The organism is Bacillus sp. JFL15 (genome assembly GCF_001184225.1).
Lineage (GTDB): Bacteria > Bacillota > Bacilli > Bacillales > Bacillaceae > Bacillus > Bacillus siamensis.
On sequence record NZ_KQ236689.1, the window covers coordinates 560,507 to 577,067 of the forward strand.

The 16,561-nt window shown below is 46.2% G+C and carries 21 protein-coding genes and 1 riboswitch; of the genes, 10 read left to right on the forward strand and 11 right to left on the reverse strand.

Translation table 11 applies throughout. The features are described from left to right. Positions 1–23 precede the first annotated feature (23 nt). Positions 24–1,922 carry an asparagine synthase (glutamine-hydrolyzing) gene (gene asnB, locus AD710_RS02720; RefSeq protein WP_016938486.1) on the reverse strand — a complete coding sequence of 633 codons (1,899 nt, stop codon included), beginning with the start codon at positions 1,920–1,922 and terminating at the stop codon, positions 24–26. A 143-nt stretch (positions 1,923–2,065) separates the two neighbouring features. Then, positions 2,066–3,268, reverse strand: a complete 1,203-nt coding sequence (gene metK / locus AD710_RS02725; RefSeq protein ID WP_016938485.1) for a methionine adenosyltransferase — start codon at positions 3,266–3,268, stop codon at positions 2,066–2,068. Positions 3,269–3,437: 169 nt separating this feature from the next. Beyond that, positions 3,438–3,576, reverse strand: a riboswitch (SAM riboswitch). Positions 3,577–3,773: 197 nt separating this feature from the next. Between metK and pckA the strand changes: the two genes are divergently transcribed. After that, positions 3,774–5,357: a phosphoenolpyruvate carboxykinase (ATP) gene (gene pckA, locus AD710_RS02730; RefSeq protein WP_049627222.1), complete on the forward strand. Its 1,584-nt coding sequence runs from the start codon at positions 3,774–3,776 to the stop codon at positions 5,355–5,357. Between the two features lie 42 nt (positions 5,358–5,399). Here pckA and AD710_RS02735 read toward each other — a convergent pair whose 3' ends face one another. Continuing rightward, positions 5,400–5,642 carry a DUF2584 domain-containing protein gene (locus tag AD710_RS02735; RefSeq protein WP_013353269.1) on the reverse strand — a complete coding sequence of 81 codons (243 nt, stop codon included), beginning with the start codon at positions 5,640–5,642 and terminating at the stop codon, positions 5,400–5,402. 57 nt (positions 5,643–5,699) lie between these two features. Then, positions 5,700–6,473: an alpha/beta hydrolase family protein gene (locus tag AD710_RS02740; protein WP_049627223.1), complete on the reverse strand. Its 774-nt coding sequence runs from the start codon at positions 6,471–6,473 to the stop codon at positions 5,700–5,702. 139 nt (positions 6,474–6,612) lie between these two features. Between AD710_RS02740 and AD710_RS02745 the strand changes: the two genes are divergently transcribed. The 3 genes from AD710_RS02745 to AD710_RS02755 are packed head-to-tail and all read left to right on the forward strand — an operon-like array spanning position 6,613 to position 9,198. Beyond that, a complete protein-coding gene (locus tag AD710_RS02745) occupies positions 6,613–7,617 on the forward strand; it encodes an ABC transporter substrate-binding protein (RefSeq protein ID WP_049627224.1) in 1,005 nt (334 codons plus the stop codon). 11 nt (positions 7,618–7,628) lie between these two features. After that, complete coding sequence (locus AD710_RS02750) at positions 7,629–8,411, forward strand: ABC transporter ATP-binding protein (RefSeq protein ID WP_047476785.1); 783 nt, start codon at positions 7,629–7,631, stop codon at positions 8,409–8,411. Continuing rightward, complete coding sequence (locus AD710_RS02755) at positions 8,386–9,198, forward strand: ABC transporter permease (RefSeq protein WP_047476784.1); 813 nt, start codon at positions 8,386–8,388, stop codon at positions 9,196–9,198. Before AD710_RS02750 ends, AD710_RS02755 begins: the two co-directional genes overlap by 26 nt. Positions 9,199–9,232: 34 nt before the next feature. On the opposite strand, the gene ytkD is transcribed toward AD710_RS02755, so the two are convergent. The 3 genes from ytkD to AD710_RS02770 form a co-directional block, all read right to left on the reverse strand. Next, a complete protein-coding gene (gene ytkD, locus AD710_RS02760) occupies positions 9,233–9,712 on the reverse strand; it encodes an RNA deprotection pyrophosphohydrolase (RefSeq protein WP_016938479.1) in 480 nt (159 codons plus the stop codon). A 132-nt stretch (positions 9,713–9,844) separates the two neighbouring features. Beyond that, positions 9,845–10,249: a phage holin family protein gene (locus AD710_RS02765; protein WP_045926401.1), complete on the reverse strand. Its 405-nt coding sequence runs from the start codon at positions 10,247–10,249 to the stop codon at positions 9,845–9,847. A 147-nt stretch (positions 10,250–10,396) separates the two neighbouring features. Continuing rightward, positions 10,397–10,834 carry a Dps family protein gene (locus AD710_RS02770; RefSeq protein WP_003152242.1) on the reverse strand — a complete coding sequence of 146 codons (438 nt, stop codon included), beginning with the start codon at positions 10,832–10,834 and terminating at the stop codon, positions 10,397–10,399. 124 nt (positions 10,835–10,958) lie between these two features. On the opposite strand from AD710_RS02770, the gene ytzI reads away from it, so the two are divergent. Beyond that, positions 10,959–11,108, forward strand: a complete 150-nt coding sequence (gene ytzI / locus AD710_RS02775; RefSeq protein ID WP_016938476.1) for a YtzI protein — start codon at positions 10,959–10,961, stop codon at positions 11,106–11,108. Here the strand turns inward: ytzI and AD710_RS02780 are convergent. After that, a complete protein-coding gene (locus tag AD710_RS02780) occupies positions 11,105–11,548 on the reverse strand; it encodes a FixH family protein (RefSeq protein ID WP_016938475.1) in 444 nt (147 codons plus the stop codon). The two genes, ytzI and AD710_RS02780, sit on opposite strands and share 4 nt — an antisense overlap. 114 nt (positions 11,549–11,662) lie before the next feature. Beyond that, positions 11,663–12,136, reverse strand: a complete 474-nt coding sequence (locus AD710_RS02785) for an S-ribosylhomocysteine lyase (protein ID WP_003152237.1) — start codon at positions 12,134–12,136, stop codon at positions 11,663–11,665. 125 nt (positions 12,137–12,261) lie between these two features. On the opposite strand from AD710_RS02785, the gene yidD reads away from it, so the two are divergent. Next, complete coding sequence (gene yidD, locus AD710_RS02790; protein WP_016938474.1) at positions 12,262–12,489, forward strand: membrane protein insertion efficiency factor YidD; 228 nt, start codon at positions 12,262–12,264, stop codon at positions 12,487–12,489. Here yidD and AD710_RS02795 read toward each other — a convergent pair. After that, positions 12,486–13,055, reverse strand: a complete 570-nt coding sequence (locus tag AD710_RS02795; RefSeq protein ID WP_016938473.1) for a beta-class carbonic anhydrase — start codon at positions 13,053–13,055, stop codon at positions 12,486–12,488. The genes yidD and AD710_RS02795 overlap by 4 nt on opposite strands. A 126-nt stretch (positions 13,056–13,181) precedes the next feature. After that, positions 13,182–13,430: a type B 50S ribosomal protein L31 gene (locus AD710_RS02800; protein ID WP_003152229.1), complete on the reverse strand. Its 249-nt coding sequence runs from the start codon at positions 13,428–13,430 to the stop codon at positions 13,182–13,184. A 195-nt stretch (positions 13,431–13,625) separates the two neighbouring features. Between AD710_RS02800 and AD710_RS02805 the strand changes: the two genes are divergently transcribed. From AD710_RS02805 to AD710_RS19470, 4 genes are all read left to right on the forward strand, one after another. After that, the gene (locus tag AD710_RS02805) at positions 13,626–14,957 is read left to right on the forward strand and encodes a cytochrome ubiquinol oxidase subunit I (RefSeq protein ID WP_029575342.1); all 1,332 of its coding nucleotides are present in this window, start codon (positions 13,626–13,628) and stop codon (positions 14,955–14,957) included. A gap of 21 nt (positions 14,958–14,978) precedes the next feature. Continuing rightward, positions 14,979–16,019: a cytochrome d ubiquinol oxidase subunit II gene (locus AD710_RS02810; protein ID WP_016938470.1), complete on the forward strand. Its 1,041-nt coding sequence runs from the start codon at positions 14,979–14,981 to the stop codon at positions 16,017–16,019. 58 nt (positions 16,020–16,077) lie between these two features. After that, positions 16,078–16,239, forward strand: coding sequence for a DUF1540 domain-containing protein (locus AD710_RS18875; RefSeq protein ID WP_016938469.1), 162 nt, complete (start codon positions 16,078–16,080; stop codon positions 16,237–16,239). A 142-nt stretch (positions 16,240–16,381) separates the two neighbouring features. Continuing rightward, positions 16,382–16,555 (forward strand): hypothetical protein, encoded by a 174-nt coding sequence (locus tag AD710_RS19470; protein ID WP_156187148.1) that lies wholly within the window; start codon positions 16,382–16,384, stop codon positions 16,553–16,555. The last annotated feature ends 6 nt before the right edge of the window (positions 16,556–16,561 follow it).

Here is a 16,561-nt window from a genome sequence, read left to right on the forward strand (position 1 = left end):
GATAACATCGAAAGCCTTTTGGATTAAACGAAAATGACTTCTTTCGGCTGATGATTCAGCTCTTCCGGCACCAGTCTTTTTTCGACATTGATGCTGTGCCAGATCATGAAGATCAGCACGGTCCAGATTTTGCGGCTGTTGTCCGCTCTGTCTGCGCAATGATCTTCCAGAAGCTGAAGGACATAATCCTTTTCAATATAAGCGTCTGTTTCACTTTCACGAATGATGTTGCGCACCCATTCGTTCATTTCATTTTTCAGCCAGTGGCGGATCGGCACAGGGAAACCGAGTTTTTTACGGTTCAGCACATGATCAGGCACAACTCCTTCAGCGGCTTTACGCAGAAGGTATTTCGTCGTGCCGTTTTTCGTTTTCAGTTCATCCGGAATTTTAGATGCCACGTCAAACACGACTTTATCAAGGAACGGCACGCGCAGCTCCAATGAATTGGCCATCGTCATTTTGTCAGCCTTTAACAGGATGTCGCCGCGCATCCACGTGTGAATGTCGACATACTGCATTTTATTAATGTCGCTGTATGAACGGCTTTCCGTAAAGTACGGCTTCGTAACATCCCGGTATGAAAGCTCTGGGTTGTAATGTTTGAGCAGCTGTTTTTTCACAGGCTCTTCAAAAATCTTCGCATTCCCGATATAACGGTCCTCAAGCGGTGTGCAGCCGCGGACTAAGAGGCTTTTTCCTCTCATTCCTTCCGGCATGACGGACGCCACATGAAGAAGCATTTTTTTCAGACCGGACGGAATGCGTTCAAACGGTTTAAGAGACAGCGGTTCGCGGTAAATATTGTACCCGCCGAACAGCTCGTCCGCGCCTTCCCCGGATAACGCAACCGTTACATGCTTTTTCGCTTCTTTCGCGACAAAATACAAAGGAATCGCCGCCGGATCTGCAAGCGGGTCATCAAAGTGCCAGACGATTTTCGGAAGCTCGTTCATATACTCCTCAGGAGAAATGACTTTGCTGATATTTTCAATCCCGAGCGCGGCAGCTGTTTCCTTCGCTACGTCAACCTCACTGAAGCCCTGCTGTTCAAAGCCGACAGAAAATGTTTTAAGGTTCGGGTGAAATTCTTTCGCAACTGAGACGATAAAAGAAGAGTCGATGCCGCCGGATAGAAACGAGCCGACAGGAACGTCACTTCTCATGTGGACTTTGACAGAGTCAAAGATTGCGTCTCTGACTTCTTTCACCAATTTATCTTCATCGGACTGAACAGGCTTAAAGTTCGCTTTGAAATACGTTTTAAACGCGATTTCGCCTTCCGGGCGGATCGTAAACTGGCTGCCCGGCTCGACTTTTTTCACTTCAGCGTCAAGCGTGCTCGGTTCAGGAACAAATTGGAAAGACATATATTGCTGTAAAGAAGCTTTATCGAGATCAATACCGTTTTGAGCGGCCATTAAACTTTTTCTTTCAGATGCAAAATACACTTTGTCCCCGATGGTTGTGTAATACAGCGGTTTAATGCCGAACGGGTCTCTCGCGCCGTACATGACACGGTCAGTTTTGTTCCAGATTAAAAACGCAAACATTCCGCGAAGCTTTGAAGCGGCTTCTTCTTTATAATGACGGTATGTCGCAAGGAGCACCTCTGTATCGGAATCTGTATTGAAAGTGTAGCCTTTCGCTTCAAGCTCTTCTCTCAATTCAATGTAGTTATAGATTTCGCCGTTAAAAATGATCCAATATTTCTCATCTTCATATGATAAAGGCTGTCCGCCGTTTTCTACGTCAATAATACTGAGCCGTCTGAAGCCGAATCCGACGTGCTCATCATGATAATACCCATCGCTGTCAGGACCGCGGTGAACGATCATTTGGTTCATTTGTTTGATTAGCTCTTCTTGATCTGCGGTTTGAGTTAATGGATGCTTATTAAAAACACCGACAAATCCACACATAGTATAGCCTCCATAAGTGTAATTTTCTAATTGAACCCCCTTTTTATAGACGCTTTGTTACGCCATTGGTTTCACGCTATGTAAAAAATAAGCATGGCAGCATCTGCAAAAAGGGAAAGCCGCTTAAATAAGCGGCTATAAAATTATTCTCCTAGTGCTTCTTTGCGAAGCGCATCCGCCTTGTCAGTACGCTCCCAAGGAAGATCCACATCGTGACGTCCGAAGTGGCCGTAAGCGGCAGTCTGTTTATAGATCGGACGGCGCAAATCAAGCATTTTAATAATGCCGGCAGGTCTCAGGTCGAAGTTATTCCGTACGACTTCGATCAGTTTCTCTTCAGAAGCTTTTCCTGTATCAAATGTATTGATGGAAATAGATACAGGCTGTGCCACGCCGATTGCGTATGCAAGCTGCACTTCACAAGAATCAGCAAGTCCTGCAGCCACGATGTTTTTCGCTACGTATCTCGCAGCGTAAGCCGCTGAACGGTCTACTTTCGTCGCATCCTTACCGGAGAATGCACCGCCGCCGTGGCGTGCATATCCGCCGTATGTGTCAACGATGATTTTACGGCCGGTAAGTCCCGCATCGCCTTGAGGACCGCCGATTACGAAACGTCCCGTAGGGTTGATGAAGTATTTTGTTTCGTCATCAATCAGTTCCTCAGGCACGACAGGGTTAATGACATGCTCTTTCAGATTGCGCTGAATCTGCTCAAGCGTAATTTCCGGATGGTGCTGAGTTGAGATGACGATCGCATCGATGCGGACCGGCTTGTTGTTTTCATCATATTCAACGGTAACTTGCGTTTTTCCGTCAGGGCGAAGGTACGGAAGAATGTCTTCTTTGCGGACTTCGCTCAAACGGCGGGCCAATTTATGCGCCAAAGAGATCGGAAGCGGCATAAGCTCTTTCGTTTCGTTACACGCATAACCGAACATCAGACCTTGGTCACCCGCTCCGATAGCTTCGATTTCAGCATCGCTCATTGTGCCTTCACGCGCTTCAAGAGCCTGATCGACACCCATCGCGATATCCGCAGACTGTTCATCAATTGATGTTAAAACAGCGCAAGTCTCCGCATCAAATCCGTATTTTGCCCGTGTGTAGCCGATTTCTTTAATCGTTTCACGGACTGTTTTCGGAATGTCAACGTATGTTGAAGTTGTAATCTCTCCGCTTACCAGCACAAGGCCTGTCGTTACAGATGTTTCACAGGCTACGCGCGCGTTCGGGTCTTTTTTTAAAATCTCATCTAAGATGCTGTCAGAAATTTGGTCACAGATTTTATCCGGATGACCCTCAGTAACAGATTCAGATGTAAATAGTCGACGGTTTTTACTCATTCACTTTTCCTCCTGAAAAAAGATCTTTTGAAAGATCTTCTCATATGATACGGAACTCGCTCCCTCTTAATACAATGTCATACTATATCAGAGAATGTTAATTGGCATATTTTATGAAATAAAAAAACCTTTTCCACTCGAGGAAAGGGTTTGGTCTGTGTGCCTTTCACTCTTATCGCTCAAGGAAATATTAAACCTTGCATCAGGTTAGCACCTTGGTTTCCCACAGTGTATTCACCTGCTTTTTTACAGAGAAACCGGTTGCTGGGCTTCATCGGGCCTGTCCCTCCGCCAGCTCGGGATAAGAGTATCCGCTCAATGAAATATCTTATCGTAAAAGGGCGGAAAGTGTCAATATGAATTAAAGCGATTACGCGCCTTTATTTCAGGAAGCAATGGAAAAACACAAACAAAAAACAATAAACAGTATAGACTATTTTTATATATGTGTTATACTAATTCCACATTCAGCGAAATAAAAATAAACCGGCAAAGGAAGGGTTTTATGAAATTAGTTGATTTAACTGCAGATCTTCAAGCATTACTCGCAAGTCCAAATGTGCATCATAATTTATCGGCGCCAAAACTTACCGAAAAAGTGATCACCCGAAATGAAGGCACACTGACATCTACGGGCGCCGTACGCGCCACTACCGGTGCATATACGGGGCGATCACCTAAAGATAAATTTATCGTTCGTGAAAAAAGCACAGAAAATCAAATTGATTGGGGCGCAGTGAACCAGCCCATTTCTGAAGAGGCGTTTGAAAAGCTGTACGCCAAAGTCGTCAGCTACTTAAAACAGAGAGATGAACTGTTTGTTTTTGAAGGATTCGCAGGCGCAGATGAAAAATACAGACTGCCGATTACAGTCGTAAATGAATTTGCATGGCACAACCTGTTCGCGCGCCAGCTGTTTATCAGACCGGAGACGGCTGAAAGGGATCCGGAAGCACAGCCGTTTACCATTCTCTCAGCTCCGCATTTTAAAGCGGATCCGGAGACGGACGGCACGCATTCGGAAACATTTATCATTGTATCTTTCGAAAAGCGCGTCATTTTAATCGGCGGCACCGAATACGCCGGAGAAATGAAAAAATCAATTTTCTCCATTATGAACTTCCTTCTTCCGCAGCAAGATATTCTGCCGATGCACTGCTCAGCCAACGTCGGTGAAAAAGGTGATGTCGCCTTGTTCTTCGGTCTTTCCGGCACGGGGAAAACGACGCTTTCGGCCGATGAGGACCGGAAACTGATCGGCGATGACGAGCACGGCTGGTCAGACTCCGGCGTGTTTAACATTGAAGGCGGATGTTATGCTAAATGTATCAATCTGAGCGAAGAAAAAGAACCGCAGATTTTTCGTGCGATCCGCTTTGGGTCTGTTCTTGAGAATGTTGTGCTTGATGAAAAAACGGGTGAGGCGGATTACGACAATTCCTTCTACACGGAAAACACAAGAGCCGCGTATCCGATTGAGATGATCGGCAATATCGTGCAGCCGAGCATTGCCGGCCATCCGCAGGCGATCGTCTTTTTAACGGCGGACGCGTTCGGGGTGCTCCCTCCGATCAGCAAACTGACGAAGGAACAGGCAATGTATCATTTCTTAAGCGGGTACACCAGCAAACTCGCGGGAACCGAGCGCGGCGTGACATCTCCGCAAACGACTTTCTCCACGTGCTTCGGTTCACCTTTCCTGCCGCTTCCGGCTCACGTCTATGCCGAAATGCTCGGTCATAAAATCGACGAGCACGGCGCTCAAGTCTTCCTGGTCAACACAGGCTGGACCGGCGGAGGGTACGGAGTCGGCGAGCGGATGAAACTTTCGTATACAAGAGCGATGGTAAAAGCCGCAATTGACGGCACGCTTGATCAGACAGATATGACGGCAGACAGCATTTTCGGCCTGCACAGTCCCGTTCACGTTCCGGGCGTTCCGGATGAAGTTCTTCAGCCTGAAAACACATGGAGCGATAAAAAAGCATACAACGAAAAGGCGCTGTTTTTAGCCAATGAGTTTAAAGAAAACTTTAAAAAGTTTTCTCATGCAGACTCGATCGCCAAAGCCGGCGGGCCTCTCGTTTAATCAAAAAAGCCAAGGGCGCTGCTGCCCTCGGCTTTTGTTTTTTCAGTTAGTCGAATGAAGCGAAGTGAGTCTGTATGTAATGCTCGTCCGTCCGTTCGCCCATTCGAGCTTTTGGACTTCGCCGGTCCCGGATTTCTCGCCGTTTTTTGTTTTGCGCACGTCCATCGGAATATCAAGAGGATAAACGCGGTAGCCCTCTTTCTCCAATAAAAAGATATTTTCCTCTATCCGTTTTTCATTGCCTTTTGTCACAATCATTGTATTAAATTCAACAGGCATTCCCAAAATGAAAATCCCCTTTCATTCTCTTTTTCTTTATTATCATATCATAAATCCGTTATCTTACCTTGTCTTCATCCATTCCGCCAGACGCCGGACTATGCGTCTGTTTTCCTGCGGCGGAAAATAATGCGGAAAACCGCTGTAATACCAGGTTTCCACCGGTTTTCCCGCCTCTTTCAGCCTGTCCTCAATCATCCGCGCATGTTCGATCGAAACATTTTCGTCATTCTCGCCATGAATGAGCAGCACAGGCGCTTGAATACGGTCTGCTTTTTCAAACGGCGAACGCCATCTGTATTCATCCGGCACCTTTTTCGGCGTGCCGCCGATCACCCGCTTCATCATCCGCCGCATATCCTTCCGCTCTTCATAAGTAAGCACCATATCACTCACACCGCCCCAAGAGACGAGCGAAGCCGCCTGATGCCCCATCTCGATCGCAGTCAAAAGCCCCATGATGCCGCCCCGGGAGAACCCGAAAATATGAACCCGGCCTTCCCTGACGTTCGGGTGATCCCGAAGCAGGCGGAAAGCGGAAAACGCGTCCTCTCTGTCCTCTCCCGCAAAATCTTCATTTCCCTCGCCGCCCTGATTGCCTCTGTAATAAGGTGCAAACACGACAAAGCCTTGGGAAGCGAACTGAACGATTCTTCCCGGGCGGACCATGCCGACATTTTTTATGCCGCCGCGCAAATATAAAAAACCGTCGTATGTTCCCGGCGCCGCAGGCTCGGCAAGGAGCCCCTTTACCTTCAGCCCTTCTGACTCGTAGCATACCGCAAAGAGCCGGACATGCGGGCTCGGAGACGGAAACCTTCTCTTTTCAACCAGCAAAGCAAATGAGCCTCCTTCATCATCAGTTTTTTTATTCTTTCCCAACCTGAATATGGGCACTCACACATTTTTTATACCCATCATACGATATGTAAAGCAAAAAGGGTTATTTTAACGCTTAATATAAGGAGGTTACAACGTGAACAAATGGCTCAAAACGAGCTGCATCTTTGTCATATGCGCCTTTTTCCTGCTCATTCTTCCGGCCTGCAGACAGGAAGAAAGTCTGACGAAGGTGAAGGTGGCGGAAGTCACACACTCCGTCTTCTATACGCCTATGTATGTCGCTGAAGCGAAGGGTTTCTTTAAAAAAGAAGGGCTTCAAGTGTCTCTTCAAACAACATGGGGCGGAGACAAAACGATGACATCGCTTTTGTCAAACGGCTCTGACATCGCGCTGGTCGGTTCTGAAACATCCATTTACGTGGAAGCGCAGGGAGCTAAAGATCCTATCATCAACTTCGCACAGCTGACGCAGACAGACGGCACATTTCTCGTGGCGCGGAAGGATGAGACATCATTCAAGTGGGACGATTTAAAAGGAAAAACATTTCTCGGCCAGCGAAAAGGCGGCATGCCTCAAATGGCTGGTGAGTACGTACTGAAAAAACATCACATACAGCCGAAAAAAGACATCAACCTGATTCAAAACATTGATTTCGCCAACATTTCCAACGCATTTGCATCCGGCACCGGTGATTATGTGCAGCTGTTTGAACCGACGGCATCCCAATTTGAAAAAGAAGGCATCGGCCATATCGTCGCATCCTTCGGAGAAGCTTCCGGCCAAGTTCCTTACACAACTTTTATGGCAAAAGAAAGCTATTTAAAAAACAATGAAAAAACGGCGGAAAAATTCACCCGCGCCATTTACCGCGCCCAGCAATGGGTGGAAAGCCATCCGGCCAAAGACATCGCAAAAACGATTCAAAAGGAATTTGCCGATACCGACCCGGCCATTATTGAAGCATCAATAGAACGCTATAAAAAACAAAAATCATTCTCTTCAGACCCTGTTCTGCAAGAGGATGAATGGGAACAGCTCCAATCTATTATGGATGAAGCCGGAGAGCTCCCGAAACATATTCCGTACAGCAAACTCGTCAACACAAAAATCGCCAAAAAAGCCACCTCAGAACAATAGGAGGAACATGAATGTCTTTTTTACAAGTGGATCATGTGACACATACTTATTTCTCGCTGAAAGAAAGAACAACCGCCGTGAAAGATATACATTTTCATATTGAAAAAGGGGATTTCATCTCTTTTCTCGGGCCGAGCGGATGCGGAAAAACCACACTCCTGTCCATTCTGGCCGGCCTTATCGCCCCCGCGCAAGGCCGGGTGCTGATTGAAGGAAGCGTGCCGAACCATAAAGAACACCAAATCGGCTATATGCTTCAGCAGGATTATTTATTTCCTTGGAAATCAATTGAGGAAAACGTCCTGCTCGGTTTACACATTTCCAAAACATTAACAGAAGAAAAAAGAGCTGAAGTTCTCAGCCTTCTGCCTAAACTCGGATTAATCGGCGTCGAAAAAAAATATCCGAAAGAGCTGTCAGGCGGAATGCGACAGCGGGCGGCACTTGCCAGAACGCTTGCGCCGGACCCGGGACTGCTGCTTCTGGATGAGCCGTTTTCCGCGCTGGACTTTCAAACGAAGCTTTCTTTAGAAAACCTTGTCTTCAAAACATTAAAAGATTTTCAAAAAACCGCCGTGCTCGTCACCCACGATATCGGTGAAGCCATCGCCATGAGCGATACGATCTATTTATTTTCGAATCAGCCGGGCACCATCCACCAAATCTTCACCGTGCCCAAGGAGCTCGCGGCATTAGATCCGTTTGACGCGCGTCAGGACCCGGCCTTTCAGCCGCTGTTTCAAACGATATGGAAGGAGCTGAACTCCCTTGAAAAACAGCAGCGGCACGATTGAACAGCTTCATCAGGAGTTTAAGAAAAAACACCAAAAAGAAAAACGCCGGATCCGTGCGTATCAGGCCGCCATTTTCATCGTATTTTTTGCCGGGTGGGAAATATCGAGCAAGGCAGGCTGGATCGATCCGTTAATCTTCAGCTCACCCTCTGCCGTTTGCCGGCTCTTGGCGGAAAAGATCGCGGACGGATCTCTTGCGGCTCACATCGGCGTTACATTAGGAGAAACCGTTCTGGGCTTTTTGCTCGGCACACTTCTCGGCACATGCCTCGCCGCTCTGTTATGGTGGTCAAACAGGCTCGCCCGTGTGTTAGACCCGTACCTCGTCATTTTAAACGCGATGCCGAAGGTCGCACTCGGGCCGATTCTTATCGTCGCACTCGGACCGAGTTTCACAAGCATCGTAGCCATGGGTGCAGTCATCAGTGTCATTATCACGACGATCGTCGTCTTTACGGCTTTTCAGGAAGTGGATGAGAATTATATTAAGGTCATGAAAACCTTCGGAGCGAAAAGGCGCATCATATTTAAAGAAGTCATCTTGCCGGCGTGCTCCCCCGCGATTGTTTCTGCGCTTAAAGTGAATGTCGGTTTATCCTGGGTCGGGGTCATTGTCGGCGAATTTCTTGTGTCCGAAAAGGGCCTGGGCTACATGATCATTTACGGCTTCCAAGTCTTCAATTTCACTTTGGTGTTCTTAAGCCTTCTGATCATCGCGGTTTTTGCGACATTGATGTATCAGGGAGTCGAATGGTTAGAAAGAAAATGGACGAAAGGAAAAATATAAAAAAGACCCGTGCGGTATCGCCGGGTCTCCGTTTTTATGATTGAAATACGCCGTCCTCTTTCAGCTTTTTCAGGCTGATCGGAAGCACTGAATCTTTCATGATGAAACTGAACTTTTTATTTCTCGGGAGATTCTCCGGCAGTTCGCTGAACAGCACCGGCCCCTTCGTTTCAAAATAATCAGCCTGTTTTTCAAGCCTTTCAATATCGGCAAAATATATATTCTTAATGATTATCTTTTCCCTGCCGAGAACTTTATACTGTCCGACGTACTGAAGGTGTCTTACCGCAGCGCCGGTTTCTTCTTTCACCTCGCGCAGGGCCGCTTCCTCCGCACATTCCATCGGCTCCACTTTTCCGCCCGGAAATTCAAACCCCCGGTCTTCATGCTCAGTCAAAAGCCATTTATCGCCATATCGGCATATAACCCATACGTGCTTCGGGCTGTCTGAAAAAGGCTGGTGTTCAAAGGAGAGCTGAACAGTATTCTGATAATAGTCTTTAAACTCGTACATGTTTATCCCTCTAATCCGTTCCTTCATATCTTCCATACATCATACCACAGTTGCGTTTGTTCGGAAGCCCTTTATCAAAAATTCAGAGGAAAACCATCATACCCGCTAGTATAGCCTCGTTTGAAGCAAATGTTACGGTTTGCGCTTGAATTTATTTTTCAAGGTGTCCAAAAGATCGACGAGCACCTGCGGAACCGGGATGCCCAGCGAGCTTGCCGTGATCACAATCTGTACCGATTCGTATAAGATATAAAACATGATAGCCAAATTACGGATAGCGCCTTCGGTATAAAGCAGCTGATCAAAAAAATGGCAAACTGAGACTAATGCCAGGGTCACAATTTTTTTGACCAGCCGCGCAAAAAGCCTTTTTGGGCTCAGCTGATGCAAAAGAGACTCTTTTAAGCTTGTACTGATAAATTCGATCGCCATGACCGATAGCAAAATCAGAAACGAATACTGAAAACCGCCAAAGAAAAATCCCGCTGCCGACACAATCACTGCAAAAAACGAAAAGATGCCAAAGTCTCTGCCCATTTGATCCAACATCCTTTCACAGAAACGGCCTTACATTATTCTATGAAAAGTGAACGGAACGGTCTGGATTTTTCAGAAAAATGGACAACATCTTCGGCAGCCAAATAAAAGACCGGACGCTCTAAAGCCCCGGTCTTCCCTTGTTAATTATCCTAAATACGCTTTCAGCATCCAGTTATGTTTTTCGATATTCTGGTGAATGGCCAGCAGCATATCGCCGGTCGTTTCATCCCCGACCTCATCTGCGAGATCCATTCCGCTTTTCAGCTCTTCTGCAATGACAGTGAAATCATCATAAATGTTCTGTACCATTTGTTCTGCGCTCTCATTGCCTTCCGCTTCTTTTATAGAAGCAGTCTTCAATGATTCCGTCATGGTGCCGATCGGCTTGCCGTTTAATGCCAGCAGACGCTCTGCAAGGTCATCAATATATGTAGCCGTTTCGTTATACAGCTCTTCGAATTTCTCATGCAATGTGAAAAAGTCCTTCCCTTTGACGTACCAATGATAGTTATGTAATTTCACATACATGACCGTCCAGTTTGCAACTTGTTTATTAACTGCTTCCAATAGTTTTTCTGACATGCCAATCTTCCTCCTTTGGTTTACTATTGATATACCCTATATATCGTGTGTTAAAACATAAATTTTTAGCCCTTGGTTTTCCAGATGGAAAATATGTTATCATTTGTTAAAAAGGAGGGATTCCATGCTGCTTCTTCTGAGTCTCGGCTTTCTTATCGTGCTTGCCGTGCTGCTTTTATCCATCTGGTCGACTGTAAGAGCCTATAACGTAAAGCATACGATCGATCCGCCGCAGGACGCATCAAACGGATTGACGGATAAAAACAAACCTTAATGATGTTGCGCCTTTTCCTCACGGCCGGAGGAATCATCGGCAGCTTCAGCATCCCCGACACGCACTTTTACAGTCGGCATATTGTGCTGCTGTTTTGCCGTTACGTGGGATTGAACGGTATACACACCTTCTTTATCGAATTCAGTCCGCAGATAATACGCCCCTTTTTCCTCCTTGGCCTTGCTTGTTTTGCCGCTGCCTTTTTTTCCTTCTTTCCATACTTCAAACATGACTTCATCCGCATCCGTGACCCGCTTACCGCCGTAAAAAACTTCCGCCTTGTATTCTGCTTTTTCATGCGGCTCTGCCGTTTCCGGTCCGGTAAGCTTGACTTCAAGCGCTTTCGGCTCTTCATCCGCGGAGGTTTTGTCCGCATTGCCTCCGCAAGAAGATAAAAGAAATACCATACCGCACATACCCGCCAATACAGCCCGTTTCATTCCATCACTCCTTCATGTTTGCTTCTATTTTAGCAAACGCTTACACATAAGGTGTGACATTTTTTAGAAATATGTAAAAAAGCCTTTTTGCATGACAGCAAAAAGGCCTGTTTTTTATCCGAACACTTTCAGCAAATCTTCTTTATCCTGTGACAGCCAGAAACGCATCAGGCGTTTCGCGCCTTCCAAATCATGAAGTTTCGCCTGGCCGCACTGTTTTTCGTTGGCTGCCGGGATCTCCGTAATATCGATGGCTTCTTTCAGCGTAGCGTCAAGCAGGTCGACAATTTCTTCCGCTGTCGGCTCGCCGCTCACAACTAGATAATAGCCTGTCTGGCAGCCCATCGGTGAAATATCTATGATGTCGAAGTGATCGTATTTCTCAGAATGTGTGCGAATCGTAAACGCAAGCAAGTGCTCAAGCGTATGAATCGTATCCGGCTTCATCGCCTGTTTGTTCGGCTGACAGAAGCGGATGTCAAACTTATTCACGACGCCGTCTGTTCCGACTTTATGCACCCCGCAATGTCTTACATACGGAGCCACAACCGCGTTATGGTCAAGCTCAAAGCTTTCTACTGAAGGCATAATAGCACTCCCTTTTTTTCAGAATATGCATCCATTATAACACAGTTTTCCGATAAGAATTGCGGCGGAAGCTTTTCAATCTGAAATTTTTTTTCTATACTGGCATTAGAAAGGTGGTTTTTTTGATGAAAACCATAATGATTGCGTTAATCCGCGGATACCAGAAGTTCATCTCTCCGCTGACGCCGCCGTCATGCCGCTTCTATCCGACATGTTCTCAGTACGGAATCGAAGCCGTCAGGACTCACGGCGCATTAAAAGGCGGATGGCTGACCCTAAAGCGAATCTTAAAGTGCCATCCGTTTCATCCGGGCGGGGTTGATCCCGTACCGGAAAAAAAACAAAAGCATTAGTCCATATGCTGGTAGCCGTCGATCACCAGATCAAGTTTACCGGTTTCAGGATCAATCACCAGACCGTGCACCGGCACATTGTCAGGGAAAAGCGGATGGTGTTTAATGACGTTTACGCTGTCTGTCACACTCGCTTCTACAGAATCAAAGCTTTTCAGCCATTGATCAAGATCAACACCTGAGTGCTTCAGCATGTCAATCCGCTCTTTCGGAATACCGCGGTCAATAATTTTACCGAGCATATCCTCGCTGTTGATTTTGCTCATGCCGCAATCATGATGGCCGATCACGCAGACTTCATCAGCGTTTAATTCATATACGGCCACTAAAAGGCTGCGCATGATGCTTCCGAACGGGTGGGCGACAAGCGCGCCGGCACTTTTAATTATTTTCACATCGCCGTTTCGCATGTTCATCGCGTGAGGAAGCAATTCAACAAGGCGTGTGTCCATGCAGGACAAAATCGCCATCTTTTTATCCGGGAATTTAGACGTTTGGTATTTTTCATAATCTTTGTTTTTAGTGAACTGCTCATTAAAATTCATGATATCGTTTAGAAGACTCATCTTGGTGTTTCCTTTCTGCCTTTTTATTCACAATATAACACAAGGCGGGCCATTTCGTCACTACCCGCACCTGATCCCAAAGTAACAGACGGCCCAATAAATAAGACAAACCCCCTCGAGCTTGTCTTATTTTCCCATATTGTATTTTTTGTTGAACTGTTCGACTCTCCCGCCTTTTTCGTTGAACTTTTGGCGGCCTGTATAAAACGGATGCGTATCTGAGCTGACTTCTACTTTAATCAGCGGATATGTTTTTCCGTCCTCCCACTCTGCCGTTTCCTCTGACGTTTTCGTTGAATGGCTTAAAAATCGGTAGCCGCTGTTCACATCTTGAAAAATCACTTGATGGTTATCCGGATGAATATCTTTTTTCATGCTGATCTCCCTTTCTTAAATCGTAATAATTACGTTTTATTCTAAACCTTAAATAGGCGCTTGTCAATCATATATGCCCTGATCCCTTGATTTCTAAACCCTGCCCATATATGGAATCAGAAGAATAATCTAATGGCTTCAGCAAATAATATAACCACATTACATAAAACGGTAATAAGAAAGGCGGTTTATGACGTGGATGATTTAGTGTTAGCCAGAAGCCTGTTCGGGACAACGATGGGCTTTCATATTATTTTCGCGACGCTTGGTGTCGGCTTGCCTCTGATGATTTTAATGGCTGAATTGATTTATCAAAAAACCAAAGACCCTCATTATGCCATTATGGCGAAAAGGTGGACAAAGGCGCAGGCGGTTCTGCTCGGCGTGGCGATACCGACCGGAACGATCGCGGGTACACAGCTTGCACTTTTGTGGCCCGGATTCATGGAAGTCATCGGCAGAGTGATGTCACTCCCGTTTCAAATTGAAATTTATGCTTTCTTTATCGAAGCGCTGTTTATGTCCATTTATGTCTATGCCGCTGACCGGCTGACTCCGGCGATGCGCATCATTGCGGTTATTTTCGTTTTGATCGGCGCCGCGGCCTCTGCCGTCTTAATCACAAATGTTCACGCATTTGAAGGAACGCCGGCCGGCTTTAAAATTTTAAACGGCAAAATCACTGACGTCGAACCGTGGGCCGCATTTTTTAATCCAAGCTTTTTCACCACCGCGGGCCATGTCGTTCTGACGGCTTTCATGACCGGTGCATTTATCGTCGCCTCAGTAGCAGCTTATAAAATGCTAAGAACGAGAAAACAGGAGCAGATATACCGGTTTCACCGAAAAGCGCTGCTGCTCGCTTTAACGATCGGCGGAATCTTTTCCATTATTGCTTCTTTAAACGGACACGAATCAGCTCAGCTTCTTTACGAATACCAGCCTGAAAAGCTTGCGGGCGCAGAAGGGCTGTTCGAAACAAGATCACACGCTCCGCTTGCGATCGGCGGTTTTACCGATCCAAAAGAAGAAAAAGTAAAATGGGCGATAGAAGTGCCGTGGGCTTTAAGCTTTTTGGCTGCAAACAGCTTTGATACCGTCGTTAAAGGGTTGAACGCGTTTCCGAAAGACGAGTGGCCGCCTTTATTCATTCATACACTGTTTAACGGAATGGTCGGCATCGGAATGCTGCTCATTTTATACTCCATCATCGGCATCGTATGGAGAAAAATCTTAAAGAAAGACAGCTTTCCGACTTGGCTTTTGATTTTATTTTTAACAGCAGGACCGCTCAGTCTGATCGGAATTGAATTCGGGTGGATATTCGCTTGTACGGGACGGCAGCCATGGGTGATTTATCATCTGCTGAAAACATCAGATGTCGTCACCACAACCGGTTCAATCGGCTTGCTGTTCATCCTGTTTACGGTGGTTTACGCCATTTTGGCGGCCGCAGTCATTTATGTGCTGCTTTATTATTTCCGCAAACATCCCGTTGAGGAGGATGTAAAAGCGGCGGAATCTTAACAAAGAAAGGGCTGAATTGAAATGGACATTACCATGGACGCTCTCATCGCGATATCAATCGTATGGGGCTTCGTGTTTATCTACGCGGTCATGGCAACGATGGACTTCGGAGCCGGCTTTTGGTCGATGATTTATTTAAATAAAGAACAAACAAAGGCGACAAACATCGCCAACCGTTATTTGTCCCCGACATGGGAAGTGACCAATGTCTTTATCGTCGCGATCGTTGTCGCCCTTTTCAGCTTCTTTCCCGGGGCAACCTTCGTGCTGGGGACCGTTTTATTGATTCCAGGGAGTATCATTCTGCTGCTTTTAGCGATCCGCAGCGGCTTTCTCGTCTTCTCCAATACGGCGAAGGAAAGAAAAATCATGAGATATATCTCCGGAATTTCAGGCTTCATTATTCCTGCCGTGCTGATTTTGGTCCTTCCGGTCACACACGGGGGATTTATCGACAAGACGGGCGGAGTGTATCACTTAAATTTGGCAAATGTCTTTACAAGCCCTAATGCGTATGCGTTTATCGGCTTTGCCATTTTAAGCACTTTGTTTTTATCTTCGCTGCTTCTGGCTGACTTTTCAAATGTTGCGGAAGAGGAGCATGCGTACCGCATCTACAGACGGAGCTCTTTAATAACAGGGCCGCTGTCACTTCTTTTTGCCATCTTCATTATGGTGACATTACGCTCTGAAGCCGGCTGGCTGTATACGGGGATGATGAAAGACAAGACATGGCTCATCCTGTCTGTCATTACATTTATTATTGCGGGCGCGGCCCTGTTTCTGCCGAATAAACGCTTCGGCCAGAACATCGGCAAACCGAGAATCGCCATGATCGCTATTGCGCTGCAATATTTCCTGGCAAGCTATGCGTACGGACGGGCCCACCTTCCTTATATGATTTATCCCGATATTACGGTCATGTCTGGATTTACGGAGCCGGCAACCTTCAAGGCGCTGTTTATGACGTATATCGTCGCTTTCATTATTTTGTTTCCCGGGTTTTATTTCTTCTGGAAGCTCTTTATGAAAGACAGACGTTATATCCGCCAGGAGGAATAACAGAAATCAGAGCGGTTCATACTAATGGCGTACCTTTTATCATCGAGGGGGAGTCAGCATGGATCATCAAAAAATACTGTGTGAAGTCAATAACTGCTCTTATTGGGGCAAAGGAAACAAATGCACGGCCGACGCGATTTATGTTGTCAGCCATACAGGCGAAACCGCTGAAAAAAGTGAAGAAACCGATTGCAAAACCTTTAAACCGTATGATTTATAAAAAAAGAGCTGTTTTTATACAGCTCTTTTTCATTTCCGCGCCAATGAAAAGCATTGCAGAAACGGCAAATTGGCGGCGGCAGACGGTACAATCCGTATCGCATTCATGACATGCACAGAATTTTTTATCAAGATGTACATGTTTGTCTCAGCCAGAAAGCAACGACAGCGATGTTAAGCTGAGACTGTTTGAAAAAAATTATCGCATTCGCCTGCCAAAAAAACCGGCTTTTTCAGCCGGTTCAAACGGGGAAGGGGTGATGTTGAACAGTTTTAATATAACAGCAGCTTACAGTGTACTCAACTTGCTGAAATAAAGTTTT

Coding starts and splice junctions, on each gene's coding strand:
- metK (WP_016938485.1), bottom strand. CDS start 3,268: ATGAGTAAAAACCGTCGACTATTTACATCTGAATCTGTTACTGAGGGT.
- AD710_RS02800 (WP_003152229.1), bottom strand. CDS start 13,430: ATGAAAAAAGATATTCATCCGGATAACCATCAAGTGATTTTTCAAGAT.
- AD710_RS02795 (WP_016938473.1), bottom strand. CDS start 13,055: ATGAGTCTTCTAAACGATATCATGAATTTTAATGAGCAGTTCACTAAA.
- AD710_RS18875 (WP_016938469.1), top strand. CDS start 16,078: ATGGATCATCAAAAAATACTGTGTGAAGTCAATAACTGCTCTTATTGG.
- asnB (WP_016938486.1), bottom strand. CDS start 1,922: ATGTGTGGATTTGTCGGTGTTTTTAATAAGCATCCATTAACTCAAACC.
- ytkD (WP_016938479.1), bottom strand. CDS start 9,712: ATGTACGAGTTTAAAGACTATTATCAGAATACTGTTCAGCTCTCCTTT.
- AD710_RS02770 (WP_003152242.1), bottom strand. CDS start 10,834: ATGTCAGAAAAACTATTGGAAGCAGTTAATAAACAAGTTGCAAACTGG.
- AD710_RS02810 (WP_016938470.1), top strand. CDS start 14,979: ATGGACATTACCATGGACGCTCTCATCGCGATATCAATCGTATGGGGC.
- yidD (WP_016938474.1), top strand. CDS start 12,262: ATGAAAACCATAATGATTGCGTTAATCCGCGGATACCAGAAGTTCATC.
- AD710_RS02785 (WP_003152237.1), bottom strand. CDS start 12,136: ATGCCTTCAGTAGAAAGCTTTGAGCTTGACCATAACGCGGTTGTGGCT.
- AD710_RS02765 (WP_045926401.1), bottom strand. CDS start 10,249: ATGGGCAGAGACTTTGGCATCTTTTCGTTTTTTGCAGTGATTGTGTCG.
- pckA (WP_049627222.1), top strand. CDS start 3,774: ATGAAATTAGTTGATTTAACTGCAGATCTTCAAGCATTACTCGCAAGT.
- AD710_RS02780 (WP_016938475.1), bottom strand. CDS start 11,548: ATGAAACGGGCTGTATTGGCGGGTATGTGCGGTATGGTATTTCTTTTA.
- AD710_RS02750 (WP_047476785.1), top strand. CDS start 7,629: ATGTCTTTTTTACAAGTGGATCATGTGACACATACTTATTTCTCGCTG.
- ytzI (WP_016938476.1), top strand. CDS start 10,959: ATGCTGCTTCTTCTGAGTCTCGGCTTTCTTATCGTGCTTGCCGTGCTG.